At 35.1% G+C, this 23,147-nt stretch carries 19 protein-coding genes and 1 tRNA gene; 15 read left to right on the forward strand and 5 right to left on the reverse strand.

All coding sequences use genetic code 11. The features are described from left to right. The 4 genes from QZ657_RS12495 to QZ657_RS12510 all read left to right on the forward strand — a co-directional run. On the forward strand, positions 1-3,602 hold a 3,602-nt coding region (locus QZ657_RS12495), incomplete at its 5' end, for a T9SS type B sorting domain-containing protein (RefSeq protein WP_291967255.1). Positions 3,603-3,621: 19 nt separating this feature from the next. Further along, the gene (locus QZ657_RS12500; RefSeq protein ID WP_276471247.1) at positions 3,622-4,569 is read left to right on the forward strand and encodes a type IX secretion system membrane protein PorP/SprF; all 948 of its coding nucleotides are present in this window, start codon (positions 3,622-3,624) and stop codon (positions 4,567-4,569) included. A 45-nt stretch (positions 4,570-4,614) separates the two neighbouring features. Next, entirely contained in the window at positions 4,615-4,986 is a 372-nt protein-coding gene (folB, locus tag QZ657_RS12505; protein ID WP_276470564.1) for a dihydroneopterin aldolase, read from the forward strand. Positions 4,987-5,073: 87 nt separating this feature from the next. Next, positions 5,074-5,147 (forward strand) — tRNA-Cys (locus tag QZ657_RS12510). 47 nt (positions 5,148-5,194) lie between these two features. Here the strand turns inward: QZ657_RS12510 and QZ657_RS12515 are convergent. Both QZ657_RS12515 and QZ657_RS12520 read right to left on the reverse strand, forming a co-directional pair. Beyond that, complete coding sequence (locus QZ657_RS12515; protein ID WP_291967258.1) at positions 5,195-5,593, reverse strand: DoxX family membrane protein; 399 nt, start codon at positions 5,591-5,593, stop codon at positions 5,195-5,197. A gap of 6 nt (positions 5,594-5,599) precedes the next feature. Further along, positions 5,600-6,760, reverse strand: a complete 1,161-nt coding sequence (locus QZ657_RS12520) for an ATP-binding protein (RefSeq protein ID WP_291963464.1) — start codon at positions 6,758-6,760, stop codon at positions 5,600-5,602. Between the two features lie 125 nt (positions 6,761-6,885). Between QZ657_RS12520 and QZ657_RS12525 the strand changes: the two genes are divergently transcribed. The 3 genes from QZ657_RS12525 to QZ657_RS12535 all read left to right on the forward strand — a co-directional run bounded on the left by QZ657_RS12525 (position 6,886) and on the right by QZ657_RS12535 (position 10,842). Continuing rightward, positions 6,886-8,076 (forward strand): phosphoglycerate kinase, encoded by a 1,191-nt coding sequence (locus QZ657_RS12525; RefSeq protein WP_291967260.1) that lies wholly within the window; start codon positions 6,886-6,888, stop codon positions 8,074-8,076. Positions 8,077-8,196: 120 nt separating this feature from the next. Further along, positions 8,197-9,828, forward strand: coding sequence for a LysM peptidoglycan-binding domain-containing protein (locus QZ657_RS12530; RefSeq protein ID WP_276470560.1), 1,632 nt, complete (start codon positions 8,197-8,199; stop codon positions 9,826-9,828). A 12-nt stretch (positions 9,829-9,840) separates the two neighbouring features. Next, on the forward strand, positions 9,841-10,842 hold the full coding sequence (locus QZ657_RS12535) for a DUF4837 family protein (protein ID WP_291967262.1): 1,002 nt from the start codon (positions 9,841-9,843) through the stop codon (positions 10,840-10,842). A gap of 101 nt (positions 10,843-10,943) precedes the next feature. Here QZ657_RS12535 and QZ657_RS17225 read toward each other — a convergent pair whose 3' ends face one another. From QZ657_RS17225 to tatA, 3 genes are all read right to left on the reverse strand, one after another. Beyond that, positions 10,944-11,120 (reverse strand): DUF6747 family protein, encoded by a 177-nt coding sequence (locus QZ657_RS17225; RefSeq protein WP_338089438.1) that lies wholly within the window; start codon positions 11,118-11,120, stop codon positions 10,944-10,946. A gap of 315 nt (positions 11,121-11,435) precedes the next feature. Beyond that, complete coding sequence (locus tag QZ657_RS12540; RefSeq protein WP_291967263.1) at positions 11,436-13,949, reverse strand: OmpA family protein; 2,514 nt, start codon at positions 13,947-13,949, stop codon at positions 11,436-11,438. Positions 13,950-14,282: 333 nt separating this feature from the next. After that, positions 14,283-14,468 (reverse strand): twin-arginine translocase TatA/TatE family subunit, encoded by a 186-nt coding sequence (tatA, locus tag QZ657_RS12545; protein WP_073241438.1) that lies wholly within the window; start codon positions 14,466-14,468, stop codon positions 14,283-14,285. Positions 14,469-14,662: 194 nt separating this feature from the next. On the opposite strand from tatA, the gene QZ657_RS12550 reads away from it, so the two are divergent. Genes QZ657_RS12550 through rfbD form a run of 8 tightly spaced genes read left to right on the forward strand, consistent with a single transcriptional unit; the run spans position 14,663 to position 23,134 of the window. Beyond that, positions 14,663-15,535 (forward strand): M23 family metallopeptidase, encoded by an 873-nt coding sequence (locus QZ657_RS12550; protein ID WP_291963393.1) that lies wholly within the window; start codon positions 14,663-14,665, stop codon positions 15,533-15,535. Between the two features lie 6 nt (positions 15,536-15,541). Next, positions 15,542-17,047 (forward strand): GH3 auxin-responsive promoter family protein, encoded by a 1,506-nt coding sequence (locus tag QZ657_RS12555; protein ID WP_291967265.1) that lies wholly within the window; start codon positions 15,542-15,544, stop codon positions 17,045-17,047. A 46-nt stretch (positions 17,048-17,093) separates the two neighbouring features. After that, positions 17,094-18,776, forward strand: a complete 1,683-nt coding sequence (locus QZ657_RS12560; RefSeq protein WP_291963389.1) for a DUF6909 family protein — start codon at positions 17,094-17,096, stop codon at positions 18,774-18,776. A 1-nt stretch (position 18,777) separates the two neighbouring features. Continuing rightward, the gene (locus tag QZ657_RS12565; protein ID WP_291967267.1) at positions 18,778-19,773 is read left to right on the forward strand and encodes a hypothetical protein; all 996 of its coding nucleotides are present in this window, start codon (positions 18,778-18,780) and stop codon (positions 19,771-19,773) included. A gap of 17 nt (positions 19,774-19,790) precedes the next feature. After that, positions 19,791-20,837 (forward strand): dTDP-glucose 4,6-dehydratase, encoded by a 1,047-nt coding sequence (gene rfbB, locus QZ657_RS12570; RefSeq protein WP_291967268.1) that lies wholly within the window; start codon positions 19,791-19,793, stop codon positions 20,835-20,837. Between the two features lie 28 nt (positions 20,838-20,865). Next, positions 20,866-21,735 carry a glucose-1-phosphate thymidylyltransferase RfbA gene (rfbA, locus tag QZ657_RS12575; protein ID WP_291967269.1) on the forward strand — a complete coding sequence of 290 codons (870 nt, stop codon included), beginning with the start codon at positions 20,866-20,868 and terminating at the stop codon, positions 21,733-21,735. Beyond that, positions 21,732-22,277 carry a dTDP-4-dehydrorhamnose 3,5-epimerase gene (gene rfbC / locus QZ657_RS12580; RefSeq protein WP_291967271.1) on the forward strand — a complete coding sequence of 182 codons (546 nt, stop codon included), beginning with the start codon at positions 21,732-21,734 and terminating at the stop codon, positions 22,275-22,277. The genes rfbA and rfbC overlap by 4 nt, the downstream gene beginning before the upstream one ends. Beyond that, on the forward strand, positions 22,274-23,134 hold the full coding sequence (gene rfbD, locus QZ657_RS12585; RefSeq protein ID WP_291967273.1) for a dTDP-4-dehydrorhamnose reductase: 861 nt from the start codon (positions 22,274-22,276) through the stop codon (positions 23,132-23,134). Before rfbC ends, rfbD begins: the two co-directional genes overlap by 4 nt. The last annotated feature ends 13 nt before the right edge of the window (positions 23,135-23,147 follow it).

Consider the following 23,147-nt stretch of genomic DNA (forward strand, 5'->3'; position numbering starts at 1 on the left):
TGCTTTATGAGCAAATGGATGTTTCTACAACAGTAGATAAGTCAATTGATTGTTCATCAATACCAGGTGGTGAAATCACAGTTAATGTAACTGGTGGTTCTACAAACCTTGAGTTTATAATGACACCTCCAATCGGTGCTGCTGTAACTCAGTTGAATGACCCAACATTTACAGGTTTAGTTGCTGAGGGTACATATAGTTTCTTAGTAAGAGATTTAGATACTACAAACCCTGTTTGTGAAAGAACGGTAACTCAGACATTAGATGCACCGGTAGACCCTGTGTTGTTAGATGCGACAATTGTAAACGTAAGTTGTTTTGGTGGTACAGATGGTAGTATTAGAGCAAACATTGATCCGGCTACAAATTCTAATCCTGAGTATCAATATGAATTATATGATATTGCAGATTTGGTTACTCCAATTGCAACACAGACAAATCCGTTATTCAATGGTTTACCAGAAGGTGAATATCAAGTAAGAGTTATTTCAAGTAGAGGTTGTGAAGACATTAAAAATGAAACGATCACAGAACCACTAGAATTAACAGTTAGTACAGTGGCGACAGAATTTAACTGTTCAGCAGATAATAGTGTTAATACCGCAACGATAACGGCAACAGCAGGCGCAGGTACAGGTACCGCACCATACTTATACAGTATAGATAACATCATCTTCCAATCACAAAATACATTTAATGTATCAGATACAGGAAGTGCACAAACTATAGATGTATATGTAAAAGATGCTAAAGGATGTATTACGTTCGATACGGTTACCATTCAACCTATAAACACGTTCACAGCTTCCATTGCACAAGATGTGGCTATTAACTGTACTGTTGATGAAACAATAACAATCACTGTTGCCGATAATGGTTTGGCACATAACTATGGTTATGAGTTGTTACCAATTGGTAATACAAGAGGTACATTGATAAGTACTACGGCTACTTCTGCAACATATGACTTAAATGCTGTTGGTAGTTATGTATTCAGAGTTACGGATTTAGACACGGGTTGTTATGTAAACACGGCTAGTTATACGGTTGCTCCGTTCGATTTTATTACGGCAACAGCAACACCGGTATCAGAGGTGACGTGCTTTGGTGATGCAAACGGTAGCTTAGAAATTGATATTGATGGTTATACAGGTAACTATACTTACGAGGTATTTAATGCCGCAGGTACATCTGTTATTCCTGCGACAGCATCAGACACAAGTGTTAACCCAAGAACTATAACAGGATTATCTGGCGGTAGCTATTATGTTACCATTACAGAAACAGATATTCCTTTATGTTCAGAAGACACTAATCTGGTAACTATAATTTCACCGGATACTCCCTTAAGCGGAACGGTTACAACTTTAGCAGAGGCTACATGTACAGATGACCAAGGTGTAATTAGAGTTGCCGTTGAAGGTGGTTATAGACTTTATGATATTGTATTGACTAACACTACTACTGGTGATGTCTATACAATGAATGATGTTAACGAAGGAATTTTTACAGATTTAGCAGCAGGTGGTTTCACAGTAAGTATTACCGATGATGCCGGGTGTGTAGTTAACTATACTGAAACACTAACACCAGCTACACCAATTGTGGCAAATGCAACTCCGCTTGTAACAGACTTAGCTTGTTATGGAGATACAGGTGCTGTTGTTACTGCAAATGTAACAGGTGGCGGTAGCGGTAGTTATGAATACCAGTTGAACTATTATGATGCAACCGGTTCTACAATTACAAATACAACGGGAGCACAAACGAATCCTAATTTTAGAGATTTAGGTGCAGGCTTCTATAGTATTACCGTAGTTGACGGATGGAATTGTGATACTACAACAAATGTAGTTGAGGTTAGAGAACCAACCGAAGTACAGGCAAGTTTAATTAGAACAGATGCATTAACGTGTGAGTCTGGGGTAGCGTTCGAGCTTTCTGCAACAGGTGGTAGTGGTACGTATGAATACAGTGTAGATAATATTAACTTCTTACCAATGACCAGTAACCCAATTGGATTACCGGAAACAGGTGAGTATGGCGCAGGTAGATACCAGTTCTATGTACGCGATGCTATTAATGGTTGTGAGTCTGCAATCTCTAATGCAATTACAGAAACCGAGATTCCTGCTTTAGAGCTAACGGTTGACGCCTCTGCTGCTGTACTTAACTGTACAGGTGAAAGCACGGCAATTATTTATGCAACTGCCGATGGCGGATTAGGAAACTATCAATATGAATTGTTTACCGATAGTTCTTTAAGTATAGCTTCTAGAATTGCAGGTCCTCAGCCACAAGGTGTATTTAGAGATTTAGGTGCAGGTACGTATTACGTGACTGTAGTTAGTGATGATTGTGAAACAGCACCGGCGCAAGTTATTATTGATGAGCCTACTCCACTTTCTTATACAGATAATGTTGTTGACATTACTTGTGAAGGGGAGAACAATGGTGAAATTACAGTTACCTTATCTGGTGGTGCCGGTGGTTATCAGTATGCAATTTCGCCGAACCTGAATCAGTTTTACGCTGAGGGTACATTTACCGAATTGACTCCTGGTGAGTATACAATCATTGCACAAGATCAAAATGGATGTTTTGAATACTTAACGTATACTATTTCAGAGCCGTCAAGCTTAGAAGTAACGGTAGAGACAACACCGGAGATTTGTGTTGATAGTCAAGATGGTTCCATAATTCTTGAAATTACTGGAGGTACGGCACCTTATAGTACCGCGTTGAACTCAAGTAGCGATGAAGATTTTGTACTGAACAGAACAGAATTCTATGACATGGCAGCTGGTAATTATATTATTGTCATCAAAGATGCCAATGGTTGTGATACCAACGTTGTGGTCGATATTGAAACAGGAGTAAACCTTAATGCTACAGTAGTGCCTGTTTATGAATGTACAGGTGATACTCCAGATAATTATGTGAATATAACTCTTGAAGATGATAGTATTATCGGTGATGTGCTTTATGCAATAGATTCTGTTGATCCAGCTGATTTACAGTTGAATGCTGACTTTAGAAATACTGCACCTGGTAATCATTATATTACCATAGCACATTCCAATGGATGTTTACAAACCGTAGATTTCGTAATAGAAGATTTTGAGCCGTTGACACTTGCTCTAGAGCAAAATAACATGAACGAAATAACTGCAATTGTAGAAGGTGGTCGTGAAGGCTATACATATTACTTTGACGGTTATGACAATGGTGACAATAATATATTCTATGTTACCAGAACAGATACTTATGAGGTACGTGTTGTTGATGAGAACGGATGTTCTACCGTTGCAAACATATTTATGGAGTTTATTGACATTGAAGTACCTAATTTCTTTACTCCGGACGGAGATGGGCAGAACGATTTATGGATTCCTAGAAACATTGAACAATACCCTGAAATACTAATAAAAATATTTGATCGTTATGGTAGAGTGGTTTCCGAACAAGCAGTTGATTCTGAAGGTTGGGACGGAACTTATCAAGACAATGAATTGCCAACAGGAGACTACTGGTATGTAGTGAAACTGAACGGCGATAGAGATGAAAGAGAATTTGTTGGACACTTTACCCTTTACCGATAAAACTTAACCTAAAATGATGATGCGGAACAGTCTTTTGACATTGGTATTATTTATAAGCGTACTCTCCCTAAGGGGGCAAGAGCTTACGATACCTCAATTATCGCAATACCTTGCCGATAATCCCTTTGTAATGTCACCTACCTATGCAGGTATCGGCGACCACGTTAAAATAAGACTTAACGGACTTACCCAATGGGTTGGCATTAAAGATGCACCCGATACACAGTCTTTAGCAGCCGATATGCGTATTGGTGAAAAATCCGGTATTGGTATGTTATTGTATAATGATAGTAATGGTGAAACTAAGCAACAGGGAGCTCGTTTCTCATTTGCACATCACCTTACCCTTGATCGTTATGACGATGAGTTTTTATCGTTCGGTATCTCCTATAACTTTAATCAGTTTAGAATTGACAATACAAATCCTGAATTAATAGCTGATCCTGCCTATGTAGGGGATAAAGCTACTACAAACCATAATTTTGATATTGGTGCACTTTATAGATATGATAAATTTTATTTCAGTATTAATGCTTCCAATATCTTAGATAAGGATTTAAGTAACTTCAACGCTTTGTACGAGCCTAATAGATTAAGAAACTATTACGTGTATACAGGGTATAGATATATGAAGAAAAGAACCAGCAAGATGGAGATAGAGCCGTCTGTACTGTTCCAATTATTTGAGAGTGATGGGCGTTCTGTTACAGATTTAAACTTAAAATTTAGATTTTACGATTTTGAAGATTATTTCTATGCAGGTGTCAACTATCGTTTCTTGAACGATCAAATTGGTAATCCGCTTTACATAGCACCTATAGCAGGTCTAAAGAAAAGTAATTTTTACTTTGGATATTCTTATCAGGTAATCCTTAATGAACTTCTTGGGTATAGTTCTGGTACGCATGTTATCACCTTAGGAGTAGATTTATTCCAAGGTATCAGTAATTGTCGTTGTACGTATTAATCCTTCAAGTGAGATTGATTAAATTTGATATCCAGAATACAAAAAATGGGTAAAGTACAATTAGAGAATATAAAAGCATATGCCCACCACGGGTGTTTGCCTCAAGAAACCAATATTGGCAGTGATTATTTGGTGAACGTTTCGGTCAACACGAATTTACTAAAGGCTTCGGTCTCAGACGAATTAAAAGATACGGTAGATTATGTTCACATCAATAGAATTGTAAAGCAAGAGATGGCAACGCCTTCTAAATTGTTAGAACATGTAGCCAAAAGAATAATCGACAGAATTTTCATAGAACTCCCAACCGTAGATTCCGCTATGGTATCAGTTTCAAAAATCAATCCGCCTATAAACGGAGATGTGGAAAAGGTAACGGTATCCTTGGATTTACAAAGAGGACAACTGGTTCAATAATCTAAGAGACTTAAATAAATATAATTTCTTGGCCGTTAATGCGGCTTAAATTGGGAATAATGTTTATTTTTGCTCTCGCTAAAAAATGGCATCGTGGCCGAGTGGCTAGGCACAGCTCTGCAAAAGCTTGTACAGCGGTTCGAATCCGCTCGATGCCTCCAAAACCCTCCTTTTAAAGGAGGGTTTTTTGTTTTTATATTTTCTCTATCTAAGCTTGTAGCAGAAATACAAGGAGAATTGTGGGTATAAAATAAACAGCTATCGTTTTGGCACCTTCATAGTCCTTTGCAACTCGTTGACCAAACAAAAGCATAAGTAGGGTTATACTTGATAGGATAGCTCCATACAAGGCAAAACCGGTATCTCCCGAACTTATTATACAATATGTTCCGATCAAGCATAGAATACCTGCAACAACCTCTGTGACCAAAATTATACCTACCAACAAAGGCACTATATTTTTAAAAGGTGTTTTAGAAAAATGTTCTTTCAACCATGAGATATTACCGTTCCAATCGGTTATTTTATCAAAGCCACTTTGTAGAAAAGTGATGATTAAAAATAGGAGCAATAAAATTTCGGCGGCATTGTTCAATACTATATTCATTGTGGTTTATTTAAGTTCAGACTTTTTTCTATGTAGTAGTCTAGTCAGTTTAATGGAGAGGTCCGTAAATATAATTTTTGAATTTCCATTTCTTTCCACATGGTAAATAGCATCTTCAAGCTCCTTGGTAATGTCCAAAATATTATTTTCATGAACAAATGGCGCAAATTTTTTCAATTGAAAACCTTCGGCATGTATTTTTAGATATGCAAGTTCCTCAGCTCCATAATTGATCATTAATGCTTGCCTCATGACGGTAATGCAATAGCTTAGAAAATTCTTCTGTGTCTCTCTACCGGTTTTTGCAACCTCTTCACTCCACAATAACAATTCATGAATGGCTGCTTTGTTGCCTTTTGCCTTAAAAGCGGTACGTACCCATTGTACAAACCAATTTTCAAACACCAGATCCTCAGAATCTTTGTTCAAAAGGTCTAGCGCTTTGTTGTAATTGCCGTTGGCTTCGTGAGCCAATAGCATTGCTTCTGCCTTATTGGCCCCTTTCTCACTTAAGGCCGTGGCTATGGCGTCTTCCGCAAGTGGAGGAAAATGAACTATTTGGCATCTAGATTTTATAGTTTGTATAATTTGCTCTTCATCCTCACACAATAACAAAAAGATGGTTTTATTGGGCGGCTCTTCGATCAGTTTCAGTAGCTTGTTAGAAGCAGCCGTGTTCATCTTTTCGGCCATCCAAATCAGCATCACCTTATAACCGCCTTCGTAAGATTTCAAGGATAATTTTTTTACGATATCCTGCGCTTCATCAACACCAATTTGACCTTGTTTCTTTTCAATTTCAATATGGCGATACCAGTCGAACAGATTTCCGTAGGGCTGTTCTGTAATAAACTCGCGCCATTCTTTCATATAATGGTTACTAACGGCGTGCGATTTTACCTTATCCGAATTAGAAACCGGAAAAGCGAAATGAATGTCTGGATGGGCAAACGACTTGAATTTTAGATTACAAGATTCGTTACCGCCACTGTTTTCACCGTTCGTGTTCTGACAGATAATATACTGTGCATAAGCCAATGCCATTGGTAAAACACCACAGCCCTCTGGACCAACAAATAACTGGGCATGTGGTATTCTGCCCGCATCCGCACTAGAAGACAAGTGCTTTTTAATATGTGAAAGTCCTAAAATTTCATTGAATAACATAGATTCAAATATAGTTGTTTAAAGCACAACAAATTTAATGGTATTGGGTGTAAATTATCCTATTTAGCACTTTATCACAAGCCATTTAATCTTTACATTTGTTAACTAACAAAAGGTAATATCACATGAAAGTATTGAATGACTTTAATTTTGAAGATAAAAAGGCGTTAATTAGAGTGGACTTCAATGTTCCATTAAATGACCAATTTGAGGTAACGGATAACACTAGAATCCAGGCAGCTAAGCCAACAATTATAAAAGTATTGGAAGATGGCGGTAGCGCTGTGTTAATGAGTCATTTGGGAAGACCAAAAGGCGAGCGTAACGCAGATTTATCTTTAAAACATATTGTTGATGCCGTTTCTGATATTATTGGTGTAGCGGTAAAATTTGTTTCGGATTGTGTTGGTGCAGAAGCTGAAAAAGCAGTAGCTGAATTAAAAAGTGGAGAGGTACTTTTATTGGAGAACCTTAGATTTCATGGCGAAGAAGAAAAAGGAGACGATGCTTTCGCAGAGCAACTTTCTAAATTAGGGGATATATATGTTAACGATGCTTTTGGTACAGCTCATCGGGCTCATGCATCAACAACGGTAATAGCTAAGTTTTTTCCAGACGCTAAATGTTTTGGTTATTTATTGGCGAAAGAAATAGAAGCGATCGATAAAGTTATGGCCACTGGTGAAAAACCTGTATTGGCTATTCTTGGTGGAGCAAAGGTTTCTTCTAAAATTACTATTATTGAAAACATCCTTGATAAAATTGATGATCTTGTCATTGGTGGTGGTATGACATACACCTTTATCAAAGCTCAGGGCGGTAAAATAGGAGATTCTATTTGTGAGGACGATAAAATGGAACTTGCTATGGAAATTCTTGAACAGGCCAAACAGAAAAATGTAAACGTACATATACCTGTAGATGTTGTTGCAGCAGATGCTTTTGATGCAAACGCAAATACCCAAGTGGTAGATGTAGATAAAATACCAGACGGTTGGCAAGGACTGGATGCCGGACCTGATACCTTACAAAACTTCAAAAAAGTGATACTAGCTTCTAAGACTATTCTTTGGAACGGACCAATAGGTGTTTTTGAAATGGAGAAGTTTGCAGCGGGTACCATAGCAGTTGGTGATTATATCGCCGAAGCCACAAAAGAAGGTGCATTTTCATTAGTTGGCGGTGGAGATTCTGTTGCCGCAGTAAAACAATTTGGCTTTGAAAACAAAGTTAGTTATGTATCTACAGGCGGAGGTGCAATGTTGGAAAGTTTGGAAGGTAAAAAATTACCAGGGATCGCTGCTATATTAGACTAGTAAAGGGGTTATCGATAAACGGCATATAACGAAAATTTGTGCATTTTAAGAGAAATTATTTTATTCTCATTGAAAAATGTACGATTTTCGTTTGTTCCGTTAACATATTTTCACCCCATTATGAAGAAAGTAGCCTATAACTGTTATTATTTACTAGGATTAACCTTAGTACCTTTTTTAGGGTCTGCACAACAAGAAGATGTTGTCACAACTATAACAGACTCTTTGACAAGCAATCCTATAGTTGTAAATGATTCATTGAACAATAGCACTCCGTTAGGTCAGTTGAATATTGTACAAAATTCGAAAACAGAGAATTTAACGCTATTTAAACCAACGGAATCTTCTTCCTATAACCTTCAGGATAATGAGTTAGCTGCCAAGTTCGACAGTCTTTGGATGAAAGAACTTGTAGACGCTGCTCCTTTGTACAACGAAATGTACAATGAAATTATGGTAGAGCCGGATACGGCTTCAACCTTTGTTTTAGATTTACCTACAGATACCTTAAAAATGCGTTTGGCAAGATTGAACGCAAAAACCCCTTTTAACGTTGAGTACAATAAGTCGTTAGAAAGTGTTATTAAATCGTTTTTGACAAGAAAAAGAGGTTTAATGGAGCGTATGCTTACCATTAGTCAGTTTTACTTTCCTTTATTTGAACAAGAGTTTGACAATAAGAATATTCCATTAGAAATGAAGTATTTATCTATTGTGGAATCTGCATTAAACCCTAAAGCACGATCTAGGGTGGGTGCAACAGGGCTATGGCAGTTTATGTACGGTACCGGAAAAGAAATGAAATTGAATATCAATAGTTATGTAGATGAGCGAAGCGATCCTATTAAATCTACTGCGGCAGCTGCCAACTATTTAAATAGATTACACAGAATATATGATGATTGGGATTTGGCATTGGCAGCCTATAATTCTGGACCTGGTAATGTAAATAAAGCTATCCGCAGAAGTGGAGGGCAACGTAATTATTGGAATATTAGAAGAAACTTACCTAGGGAAACCGCTGGGTATGTTCCGGCTTTTCAGGCAACCATGTACATCTTTGAATATGCAGAAGAGCACGGTTTAAAATCAAAGAGGGCAGATCGCGCATATTTTGAGACAGATACCATTCATGTTAAAAGCCTTATTACATTTGATCAAATTTCTGAATTGGCGGCTATTGATAAAGAAGAGCTAAAAGTGCTTAATCCCCATTACAAATTAGATGTTATTCCTTTTGTAGAAGGAAAACCTCATGCATTAAGATTACCAGTCCATAAAATGGGAAAATTTGTAGCTAATGAAAAAGCTATATACGCGCATGTAGAAAAAGAATTAAAAGAGAAAGAAGGTTTAATTGCTAAAATAGAAAAGCAGGCAGAAGCCAATAGTATTAGGTATAAAGTCAGGGACGGAGACTTTCTGGGTAAAATTGCCGAACGCTACGGGGTACGTGTAAGCCAATTAAAGCAGTGGAACGGTTTACGAAGTAATAATTTACGTATAGGACAACGTTTAACCATATACCCAAGAAAAAATGCCAGTTCATCTGTAAAACCTAAAGAAACCCCTTCTAGAACTGCGGTAACTAGTAATACTAAAACCCATGAGGTAAGAAGTGGGGACTCTCTATGGACGATTTCTAGAAAATATCCTGGTGTAACTATTGAAAATTTACGAAAGTGGAACGGTATTAGTGGTAATAATTTAAAGCTGGGCACAAAACTTAAATTGTGCGACTGTTCATCTTAAATTAATACACCTATGAAAAAAAGAATTTTACTATGTTTTATGGCAATTTTAGGATTGTCTATTGCCTGTAAAGAAGAAGGCAAGGCAGATTACTTACCAGAATCTGTTGGCGCAATGAATACTTTAACGGTAGTTATTGACAATGACCTTTGGAATAGTAGTGTGGGTGATGCCATTCGCGAAAATTATACCGCTGCGGCCCAAGGCCTAACCTGGGATGAAGCGCTCTTTAGTGTCACTCAAATTCCGCAACAGATTTTTAGCGGAGCAATACGTAATACAAGTTCTGTGCTCTATGTAATGGAAGATACTTTGAACATAGCACACATGAAATCTAATATGTATGCCAAACCACAAAAAGTAGGTGTCATCAAAGGGCATAATAAGGAAGAGCTTATAGAGAACATCAACAAGACCGCAAAAGAGTTTATTGCAGATTTTAAGGCATTGGAGATAGGTAAAGCGCAAAAACGTTTTGAAAAGTCGTTGAATAAAGAGAAAGCCCTAGAAGATAAGTTCAATATTTCAATGAAAATACCTTCTATATATAGAGTAGGTAGAGAAGAAGATAATTTCGTCTGGATCGATCGTCAAATTCAGAAAGGCAATATGAACATTATTGCTTATACCATGCCTTGGGACAGCTTTAAGAACGATTCTACTTTTGTACAGGATATTATTAAAATGCGCGATTCTATTGGCGTCCTTTATATTGGTGGTGAAGATATACCTGGCAAAAAAAATCATATGATAACAGAAAAAGCTTTTTCTCCATATGTCTTCCCTGCTGAGGTTTCAGGTAAAAAAGCAGCAGAGGTAAGGGGAATTTGGGAAATGTCCGCTTATCCTATGGCAGGTCCGTTTTTGACCTACATTATAAATGATAAAGAGAACAACCGTAAACTTATTGTTGAAGGTTTTGTTTTTGCCCCTGCAACCAAGAAAAGGGATTACATGTTTGAACTGGAAGCGATAATGAAATCTGTTAAGTTCAATGTTAGTAATAAGAACTAATTTTAGTTACTTCTATAAAACGAAAAAGGCTCAGGAATTTCCTGAGCCTTTTTTATATAAATACCGATTGTTTTAAAATATAAATTTTGTTTTAATACCAATTACAAATTGCTAAAAGAAAAGCCGGTAGATACCCTAAAGATCAAGGCATATGAGGCGTAAGCAATCAATATAAAACACAACCAAGAAAATATTTTAAAATAATGTTCCAGAATAAAACTTTTCCAGTTTCTAAAGGCTTCTATGTAAATTTCTTTAACTAAAGTAATTTTTTCCATGTTCAATGATTTAGGAGTTCTTACCGGTAAAGATGTTCAATCTTAATGCCTTTATTGGAAAGTTTCGGTATAAAGACCATTTATTCTATAAAATGTAACAGGTTAAAATTTATATCTGTGAAGTGTTAAAAGTATGGATAAACCGCACACTTATCTTGTTTTGTAAAACTCGATAAAGTGTAAAAATCATGGATTAATAGAATGATATAGTTGAGGGTTTTGTGTTCAGGATTTTTTATAATTAAGTAAAGGATGAAATAGATTGTAACAAAAAAGACCCGCTTATTAGCGGGTCCTTTTTGTTGTATTTACCTATTACATATCTACGATAATAAACTCTGATCTACGGTTTAGGTAGTGTTGTTCTTCAGTACAACGAACGGTACCGTCACAACCATTAATCAATCGTTCTTCACCATAACCTATAGCACTTTCAATTCTGCTTGCATCTATCCCCTGTGAAATTATATAGTCTCTGGTAGATTTAGCACGCTTGTCCGATAAGTATTTGTTATAGACTGCCGCACCCCTAGAATCCGTATGGGATTCTATTTTGATGACCATGTTTGGCGAATCTTTCATTACTTCAACCAACTTATCAAGTTCAACAGCGGCATCTGTACGTATGTATGATTTATCGAAGTCAAAGTGAATCATCTCTGTCTTAAGCTTCTTAATACCATTTTCAACCGCAATCATATCATTAAGTTTTCTCATTGAGATATCTACATTAACAGTTTCATTGTCTTTAGTTGCAGCTTCTCTGGTATCATCAAAATAGGACCCTTTTGTTGTCTTTAATACATAACGCGTATCGGCATCAAGATCTTCAAAAATGAAGTTACCGTTTTCATCGGTCTCCATTTCTTTAAGTTTTATGTTATTTTCATCTAGCAATTCAACTAATGCATTAGGCATTAAATCACCGGTAATCAATTCAGTTACAACACCTGCAATAGCATTTATACTGGTTGGTATTTCTTCAACTTCCAATGTTTTAAATGAATAGATATCGTCATCACCTATACCGCCATCTCGGTTAGATGCAAAATACCCTTTTTGAGACTCTTCATCTACGATAAAGGAAAAATCATCTTTACTACTATTAACGGGCTTACCTACATTACGTACTTCTAAGAAACCGGCTTCGTCGTCAAAGGCAACTTCAAATACATCTAAGCCTCCTAAACCAACATGACCGTCTGATGAGAAATATAATTTTTTGTCATTAATAAAAGGAAACATTTCTTTGTGTTCCGTATTAATTTCCGGACCAAGGTTTCTAGGTGTAGAAAAAGAACCATCTTGTAATACGTCTACTACGAAAATATCCGTATCACCAATACTACCTGGCATATCCGAAACAAAGTATAATTGCTTTCCGTCAGGGCTTAATGCCGGATGACCGGTAGAGTAGTTGTCACTATTAAAAGAAACCTCTTCTGCTTCTAACCATTCACCATCAACCTTTTTGGATCTGTAAATTTTAAGGTGGTTAATACCGTTCTTATCTCTCTTTAATTTTTTACCATAATTGTTTCTCGTAAAATACATGGTCTCATTATCTGGAGAGAAAGCAACTGAAGCTTCATGATATTTGGTATTTATCTTTTTAGAGAATTTAATAGCATCTTTAAAATCTTGAGACTCTTCATTAACCTTTGCAACGAACAAATCTAAATAAGGCTGATTATTCCATTTATACTTTCTGGTATTAAATATAGATGAATCTTTGGCAGATGCGTAAACCATTTCATCGTTACCATAATACATAGGAGAAAATTCTGAGTATTTGGAGTTAATGGAAAGGTTGTCTATATCAAACCTTTCTTCCATCCTTAACAGACCGTCTAATACGATCTCATTTTTTTCTATGTCTTGTTCAATTTCTTCTCCTGCCAATTTCTTATTGTACAGTTTTAAAAGACGCTTTGATCTTTTGTAATTTCCAATGCCTTTTAATGAGTGAGCATATTTAAATAAGTAGTCAGAACTCATGTCAGACTCATATTTGGTATATAATATGTTATACCATTTATATGCATTTTCCATATCGGTATTAAAATAATGGGCGTCGCCAGCTTTCTTTAATACATCATAGGTATAAGCTTTTTCTCCTTTAGATAAAGCCTGCTCATAAATTTTAGCAGCTTCTGCATACCACATTTTGTCAAAATATTCATCTGCTCTTTTAATTAACTTGGATTTGTAAGCAGGGTCGTTATCTTTAGAAGAAGTAATCATTTCATAAGAAACATCTTCAACAGGTATACTTTCTGTTTCTAGTTGTGTCACTGGTGTATCTTGAAATATTGACGTTGCCTCTATTTTAGATTCAGATACTGTTGGTAACTCAGAAATAGCTTCGGTTTCATTATAAGTATTGTTGTTAATCATTTTAAGTATCCAAACTTCATCGTCATAACGGTTATTAAATTCTGTCGAACAATCGTTCAACGCTTCTTCCCAAGATGTATAATGGTTTAAATACAAATAGTATAATAGGTTCTGAGGATTTTGAAAATAACCTGCACTGAATCCTTTTTTATTTAATTTTTTAATTTGGGATTTTAGATTTTTGTCTTTAGAAAAAGTACCGGCTATAACGTAGTAACCATTTTCAGTTTCTGGAATATCATGAAAGGCTCTGTATGGAATGGACAATGCTTCAGCAGCTCTTTGAAAATTTTTCTTGTCTTCTTTTTCTGCTATAGATACTATAGAATTGTCACCATTATTCGCTACATCAGATTCAAGATCATCTTGAAAACCTTGAGCTTGGGCAAAAACGATAAAGACCAGAAAAAATAAATTTAATACACTTCTCATAGACATAATTCTTAGTTGAACTTTATATTCAACAGGGGTTTTAAGTATAGTACCAACGGTTAGTTATGGATTTTTAGTACTATAAGTCTAACGAAATTAGTAGTAAAGCGATATTCTGAATATTAATTGTTGTGAAAGAGGGTTTTTATGTCGTGAACGAATACTATTTAGTAGCCTTGTAGTCAAGCCAGTCTCGATAAACGGCCAATTTATACGGTAAGTTGCGTGCTAAGTATTTTTACAGGATTTTTGAAAATCTTTAAATAATGAATTAAACAAAAAAAGCCCTGAATATCAGAGCTTTAAAAATTATATGCAAGAATAAAATAGTATTTATTCCTTTTTCTTTTCTTCTAATTGTTCATCTTCTTTCGAAGCATCCTTAAATTCTTTGATGCCACTACCTAATCCTCTCATCAATTCCGGAATCTTTTTTCCTCCAAACAATAATAGAATTACAACTACCACTAATATGATTTGTGGAGCGCCTATGGCTAAAAAAGTAGATAATATGGTCATAAGACTATGATTTAAAATAGATTTCAAAGATACTAAAAAGTACTATAGAAACCCGTTGTAAAATTAAATTGGTTTTACTTAAATGGTAATTTAACTATAAATTAAGTAGATAGCGCTTTATAGATGGCGCTAATGCCATTATATTTCATCTATGAAAGGGTTAAAAATGAAATTCTAAGTTTATCTTTGTTGTAATGGCCAAAAAGAAAGTCAAAAAAAGGAAGGAAATAAAAAGGAAGCTTCTTCATAAGTACCGTTTGGTAATATTAAACGAAAGTACTTTTGAAGAAAAGATTTCCTTTAAATTAAGTAGACTGAATGTATTTGTGACGGGATCTCTTTTTATGATTACCCTTATAGGACTTACAACACTACTAATTGCCTTTACGCCCCTAAGAGAATATATACCAGGGTATTCCTCTACAAGATTGAAAAAGGAAGCTACGGAGCTAACTTATAAAACAGATTCACTAATTAGAACCTTAAATTATACCAATAAGTATTTAGATAATATTCGCATGGTTTTAAAGGGTGATATTGAAAACAACTTGGTCAATAGAGATTCCCTTTTTCAACAGTTTAAATTAGATCCGGCATCTGTAGATTTAAATCCTATTAAGGAGGATTCATTATTACGGGCAGAGGTTGCACTTGAAGACAAATACAACTTGTTTGAAAGAACGATAGATAAAAAGAACTTAGTTTTGTTTACCCCTGTTACCGGTTCGGTTTCAATGGGCTTTAATCCTAATGAAAAACATTATGCAGTAGACATAACCGCAGTTACCGATAGTCCTGTAAAAGCGGTAGCCAACGGTACGGTAATATTTTCAGAATGGACCGCAGATACAGGTTATGTAATTATAATTGAACATGAGGGCGGTTTATTAAGTGTTTATAAGCATAATGGTTCTTTATCTAAATACCAAGGTAATATAGTAAGGGGCGGTGAAGTAATTGCTGCCGTAGGTAATACCGGTGAGCTTACTACTGGACCGCACTTACATTTTGAAATATGGGATAACGGAACACCGATCGACCCTTTAAATTATATTGATTTTAACTAGTACTAAATGTCACTAAAGACCATTGCTGCTAAAATTTTTGCACACCGTATCGCTAAAAGAACAGATAGGTGGGTCGGCAATCCCCTTGAAACACAAGAAAAAGTGTTTAAAGAACTTATTGCTAAAGGCTTAAATACTAGTTTTGGGAAAGATCATAGCTTTAAGACTATAAAAACGCATAATGATTTTATAGCACAAGTTCCTATTAGGGATTATGAACAGCTAAAAGACTATGTAGACCTTGTAGTAAAAGGTAAAGAAGATATTCTTTGGCCGGGTAAACCCCTTTATTTTGCAAAAACTTCTGGTACCACTTCCGGTGCTAAATATATACCAATTACGGAAGAGAGTATTAAAGAACAGGTAAAGGCATCTAGAAATGCAATACTCAATTATATACATGAAACTGGCAATGCGAAGTTTGTTACCGGTAAAATGATTTTTTTACAAGGAAGTCCTGTGTTAACTGAAAAAAATGGAGTAAAACTGGGAAGGCTTTCAGGGATATCTGCACACTATGTACCCAATTATTTACAGAAAAACAGAATGCCAAGTTGGGAAACCAATTGTATAGAAGATTGGGAAACTAAGGTCAATGCCATTGTAGAAGAAACCAAGAACGAAGATATGACCGTTATTGCAGGTATACCTTCTTGGGTTCAGATGTACTTTGAAAAACTAAAAGAAAATACCAATGAGTATATTGGTGATTTGTTCAATAATTTTGAGTTGTTCATTTATGGTGGCGTAAATTATGAGCCATATCGAAAAAAATTTGAAACTTTAATTGGAAGAAAGGTTGCTAGTATAGAATTGTTTCCGGCAAGCGAAGGCTTTTTTGCATATCAAAATTCTCAAAAAGAAAACGGTATGTTGCTGCTTTTGGATGCAGGAATATATTATGAGTTTGTACGATCGGATAAATTTTTTGACGAGCAGCCTAAAAGACTTACCTTAAAAGATGTTGAGGTAGGTGTTGATTATGTGATGATTATTAGTACCAATGCCGGGTTATGGGCCTATAACCTAGGCGATACCATTCGGTTTATTTCAACATATCCATTTAAAATCGTAGTATCCGGACGTATAAAGCACTTTATTTCTGCTTTTGGCGAGCACGTTATTGCCAAAGAAGTAGAAGAGGCAATGTTGGTAGCGACTAAGGCAACCGATGCCAGTGTTAGTGAATTTACTGTAGCACCACAAATTACACCTAAAGAAAATGAACTACCCTATCACGAGTGGTTTATAGAATTTGAAAAATTGCCTTCAGATATGGATATTTTTATTCAAGAATTAGATTTGGCACTACAAAAACAAAATAGTTATTATTATGATTTGATCGTTGGCAAAGTATTACAGACCTTAAAAATTACTACAATTAAAAACGGAGGATTTTTAGAGTACATGAAATCCATAGGAAAGTTAGGCGGACAGAATAAAGTACAACGATTATCTAACGACCGAAAAGTAGCAGATAGACTTTCAAAATTTAAAGTAGAAAATAACTAGCTTTTTAATAACAAATTATAAATCGTAATTTCGTTTGAAATCATAAATGGGAAAAGCAATTACAACAACAAGAGCGCAAGAGTCTACAAATGCAATAGAACGCATGTATATTACTATGCGCCATCTTTTTAATAGAGGTTTTTATAAACCAAACGGAGTTTCTGGTGAAGCATTGAAAAATGCTCTACTACAGTTGAGACCAGAAATATATGGATCTGTAGGAGAAGAAAAAGCGGAATTGAACGGACTTATATATGTTCTAGAAAGATTACCTGAGGGAATAGAACAATGTTCATTTATAAATCTAACTTCAGACGAAGGCTATGGTATATCTCATATCAGTCCTATTATTCCACCTAAAAGAAGAAGGAACTGTTATCGTATAGACAACGAGCAGATGAATATTGAAATTACTAGAGGCCGTTCAGATATCTATGATATTCTTACACACCTTACATTTCTATTTATTGAATCTGAAAAAATATGTAAACGTGTATTGATAACGGATACAGAGAAGACGATAAGAGATTGGACCAAACTTGAAAACGCCGTTAAACAAGAAGACTTGACACAGGCGGAGCGAGAAATTGCACTTATACATACCGCCAATATATTAGGCAGGTCTTTCGAAGAGATTTTAGAGGTTTACAAAAAATTCAGCAGCAAAAGTAACCCTGATCGCTTTTTAAATGTTATTTATTGGTTGGGTAAGCTAGCTTTAGATGAAGAAATCTCTGGAGAGAAAAGAGCGGTTACGTTTAGTGCCTTATTAAGAGAAAGACTAGGTCATCATATACATGGTGAACGTTGGGCAAATAACATAAAGGAAGTTTTAGTAAAGAACAACCTAATGCACAGGCCAATTCATATTATTTCTGCCAATATGCATAGTGTTATGAATTCTCTTTTTGCCAAAGCTGCTTTGAAAAAAGAATTTCCGAACACCGACTCATTAGAAATATTTGAAGCCTTAAGTAGTTCCGGTAATGCGGCACTTAGAAAAAAGGTGACAGATTTGGCGGAAAAGAACGGTATGATTATCATGGATGATACCTCAGGAACCAATATTGATGTTCAAATTTTTGACACCGCCAAAATTAAAGTAGATAATTGTTCGTATCAGTTTTCTGAAAAAGACCTTGATAAAAAACCTGTTATATTTGTTATGGATTACGCGTTTGGTGAACAAGCGTATGAGACAATAGACGAGTTGTTAAAACCTTATATCACCAAAAAGAACCATACCTCTTTAATTAATGTTGATTCAGTTTCAATAATGGGAAAAGCAGGTATCTTAGAAGGAGGTAAGGGCGATTTAATGATACCTTCAGCACATATTTTTGAAGGTACTGCAGACAATTATCCGTTTAAAAATGAATTGTGTGCCAAAGATTTTGAAGGTTATGGTCTAGAAGTTTTTGAAGGAACAATGGTGACTGTTTTGGGAACGTCACTTCAAAACAAGGATATTTTAAAGTTCTTTCATAAATCGACCTGGAACGTTATCGGACTTGAAATGGAAGGTGTGCATTATCAGAAAGCAATACAATCTGCGTCAAAGATTCGTAAGAGTATAGGTGAAGATGTTAAAGTACGCTATGCATATTACGCATCTGATAATCCTTTGGAAACCGGTAGTACATTGGCATCAGGTGGATTAGGAACAACAGGTGTAAAGCCTACATACTTGATTACGGATAAAATTTTAAAACAAATATTCAATACATAGCATGGCAAGCAATCAATTACCATCTACCCAAAACAATTCTGATGAAATTGATTTGGGGCAATTATTTCAATTATTTAGAAGAGGCTACAATGCTATTTTTCGTTGGATTTTAAGAGTATTTCTATACCTTAAAAAGAACATGCTTTTACTTATTGGCCTAGTAGTTGTTGGACTTGCGATTGGTTATGGTTTAAATCAAATTATATCAAAAAAATATAAAACCGAGGTGATTGTAAAACCTCAAATTGAAAGTAAAAACTACTTGTATGATGTTGTAAACGAAATTCAATCTAATATAAAATCAAAAGACACTTTATATTTTAAATCTATAGGTGTCGAAAATATCGATTTCAATGGTTTAAACATTGACATTAGCAGAGTTGCTGAAGTTGGTAACTCTGAGAGTGATATTAAATATTTAGAATTACTTCAAAGTTTTGAAAATACAGATGCCATAGCAGATATTGTTAGGGCAGAGTTACTGAATAAAAGTTCTTTTAACCATAGAATTACATTCTACTATAAAGACCCAACTGTTGGTAAAATATTTGCAAAAAAAGTATTAAGCTATATCAACACAAATACATATTTCAATGGTCTTTTAGAAGTGTATAGGAGTAATGCAAACATGCGTATCGAGGAAGACCAAAAACTTTTAATTCAAGTAGATCAAATTATTACTAACTATACCACTGGACTAGCTAGCAAAGGGAGTACTTTTTCAAATGAAAGAATAGTTTTAGACAATCAAGAGCAAGTCAATATAGCTGACATTTTTGAATATAAAACAGGACTTATTAGAGATATTGAAGCAAAAAAGTTAGAATTAGAAGAGCGAACAGTACCGGTAAGTATCATTAATTTAGGGCAACCTCAAGTGGAACATAAATCCTTTTTTGGAAAAAGTATTGTGTTGATTCCTGTAATATTTGTTATGGTTTTCTTCATGTTGTCTGCTTTGATATATTTAAATAAAAAATCAAAATTAATACACTAAAAAAGAATTACTTAGGCATGAATATATTAATAACAGGAGGCGCAGGTTTTATTGGATCTCATGTAGTTAGAAGGTTTGTAAAGAATTATCCAAATTATAATATCTATAATCTTGACGCTTTGACCTATGCTGGCAACCTTGAGAATTTAAAAGATATTGATGGTAAGCCAAACTATAAGTTTATTAAAGGAGATATCGTAGACGAAAGTTTTATCAATAAGTTGTTTGCCGATGTTAACTTTGATGGGGTAATTCATTTGGCTGCTGAATCTCATGTTGATCGTTCTATTGAAGACCCACTTGCCTTTGTAAAAACAAATATTATTGGTACGGTAAACCTTTTAAATGCTGCTAAAAACACCTGGAAAGATAAATTCGAAGGCAGGCGATTTTACCATGTAAGTACAGATGAGGTTTATGGTGCTTTGGGTCAAGAAGGGTTGTTTACCGAGACAACATCATATGATCCTAATTCGCCTTACTCAGCTTCCAAAGCTAGTTCCGATCATTTTGTTAGAGCCTATGGTGAAACTTACGGTTTACCATTTGTAATTACCAATTGTTCTAATAATTATGGACCATATCATTTCCCAGAAAAACTTATTCCACTTTTTATAAATAATATAATGGAAAATAAATCTCTTCCGGTTTATGGCGATGGTAAGTATACTCGAGATTGGCTTTTTGTAGAAGATCACGCAAGAGCAATTGATTTGGTTTATCATAAAGGCACCAATCACGAAACATATAATATTGGTGGATTTAATGAATGGCAAAATATAGATTTAGTAAAATTACTCTGTACAGTAATGGACAAAAAACTAAACAGAGCAGCAGGTGAATCAGAGAAGCTGATAACCTATGTAAAAGATAGACCTGGTCATGATTTAAGATATGCAATAGACGCCTCTAAAATTAATAAGGAATTAGGTTGGAAACCTTCTGTAACTTTTGAAGAAGGTTTAGAGTTGACAGTGGATTGGTATCTTAATAATTCAGATTGGTTAAATCATGTAACTTCTGGTGATTATAAAGAGTATTATAAAAAAATGTATACCGAGTAAAAAAGGAATATTTAAATCATTCAAATTTATGAAAGGAATAATCTTGGCAGGAGGATCAGGAACTAGGCTTCATCCGTTAACATTATCAGTCAGTAAGCAACTAATGCCTATTTATGATAAACCGATGATTTACTATCCTGTATCTACTTTAATGTATGCAGGAATCAAGGAAATATTAATTATATCGACACCAAAAGATTTACCACTTTTTGAAGATTTACTTGGTGATGGAAAAAAATTCGGTTGTTCTTTCTCCTATGCAGTACAAGAAGCGCCAAACGGTCTGGCACAAGCCTTCATTATAGGCGCTGATTTTATTGGTAATGAAAAAGTTGCTCTTATTTTAGGTGACAACATATTTTATGGTTCGGGGTTGTCTAAACTACTCCAAAGCAATAATGATCCAGATGGGGGTATTATTTATGCCTATAGAGTTCATGATCCGGAAAGATATGGTGTTGTTGAATTTGACGAAAATGGCGTTGCGATAAGTATTGAAGAAAAACCATCCGATCCTAAATCTAATTTTGCGGTTCCTGGTATTTATTTTTATGATAATGATGTAGTTGAAATTGCGGCGAATATAAAACCTAGTCCAAGAGGAGAATTGGAAATAACGGATATAAATAAAGAATACCTGAGGCGAGGAAATTTGAGTGTTAGTATTTTGGATAGAGGAACAGCTTGGCTAGATACAGGTACGTTTCAATCTTTGATGCAAGCATCACAATTTGTTGAGGTTATAGAAGAACGTCAAGGTCTTAAAATAGGGGCTATAGAAGGCGCAGCATATGAAATGGGTTATATCGACAAAAAACAGTTTAAGGCGCTCGCAGTACCTTTAATGAAGAGTGGGTATGGTAAAAATCTATTAGGTATTCTAAATAAGAATCAATGAATTTTAAAGAGACTAAGTTAAAAGGTTGTTTTATAATTGAGCCCGTTCTATTTACAGATGATAGAGGGTATTTTTTTGAGTCTTTTAATAAAGATAGGTTTAATATAGGTATAGGCGCAAACGTAGATTTTGTACAGGACAATCAGTCTTATTCTCAGAAAGGTGTAATTAGGGCAATTCACTATCAATTAGGAGAACATGCTCAAGCAAAGTTGGTTAGAGTTTTGAAAGGTACAGTTATTGATGTAGCTGTAGATTTAAGAAAAAATTCTTCTACTTACGGTGAGCATGTAGCTGTAGAATTAAGTGCTGAAAATAAAAAACAGCTTTTTATACCAAGAGGTTTTGGGCATGGATTTTCGGTTGTGTCTGACACTGCAGAATTTTTTTATAAATGCGATAATTATTATAACAAAGAATCTGAAGGTGGTATCATATACAATGATGCTTCATTAGCCATAGATTGGAAAATTGATTCAGACGAAGTCAGGGTGTCAGATAAAGATTTAATCTTGCCAACTTTAAATGATGCTAGGTTATGAAAAATATTCTTGTTACAGGGGGCAATGGTCAGTTGTCCACCTGTCTAAAAAAGGTTGGTGAAGAGCATAAGGATTTGAATTTTCTTTATGTAAGTTCTGATCAACTTGATATTACGGATGGGTCTGCAGTAAATGCCTTTTTTAAGGAGAATGAAATTTCTCACTGTGTTAACTGCGCTGCATATACAGCGGTAGATAAAGCTGCTACTGAAATACTTCAGGCAACTAAAGTAAACGTTGATGGTGCTAAAAACCTTGCTGAGGCATGTAAATTATATGATACGGTCCTAATTCATATTTCAACTGATTTTGTTTTTGACGGAGAGAAATCCTCTTTGTACTCCGAAATAGATAAGGCGAATCCTGTTTCCGTATATGGACGAACTAAACTAGAGGGTGAAGTTGCTATCGCTGATTCATGGAAAAAACATGTGATTATAAGAACATCTTGGCTTTACTCGGAGTTTGGTGATAATTTTTTAAAAACCATGCTTCGATTAGGTAGAGAAAGGGATAGTTTAGGAGTTGTTGCCGATCAAATAGGCACACCAACTTATGCGATAGATTTAGCTAAAGTAATAGTAGCTTTCATAAATATCAAAAGTATTGATTTTGGTGTTTATCACTATAGTAACGAGGGTGTTGCAAGTTGGTATGATTTTGCTGAAGCCATATTTGAAATAAGTAAAACTAAAGTTGAATTATCTCCTATAAAAACTGAAGCTTATCCAACGCCTGCTAAAAGACCAGCATTTAGTGTAATGGACAAGTCAAAAATTAAGTCGAATCTAGGTATTAAAATACCTTATTGGAGGAAAAGTTTAAGGGAGTGTCTTTTAATAATAAATTCGTTTTAGGAAATTAATAAAG

Source organism: Maribacter sp., from assembly GCA_020629415.1.
In the GTDB taxonomy this organism is placed as follows: Bacteria; Bacteroidota; Bacteroidia; order Flavobacteriales; family Flavobacteriaceae; genus Maribacter; species Maribacter huludaoensis.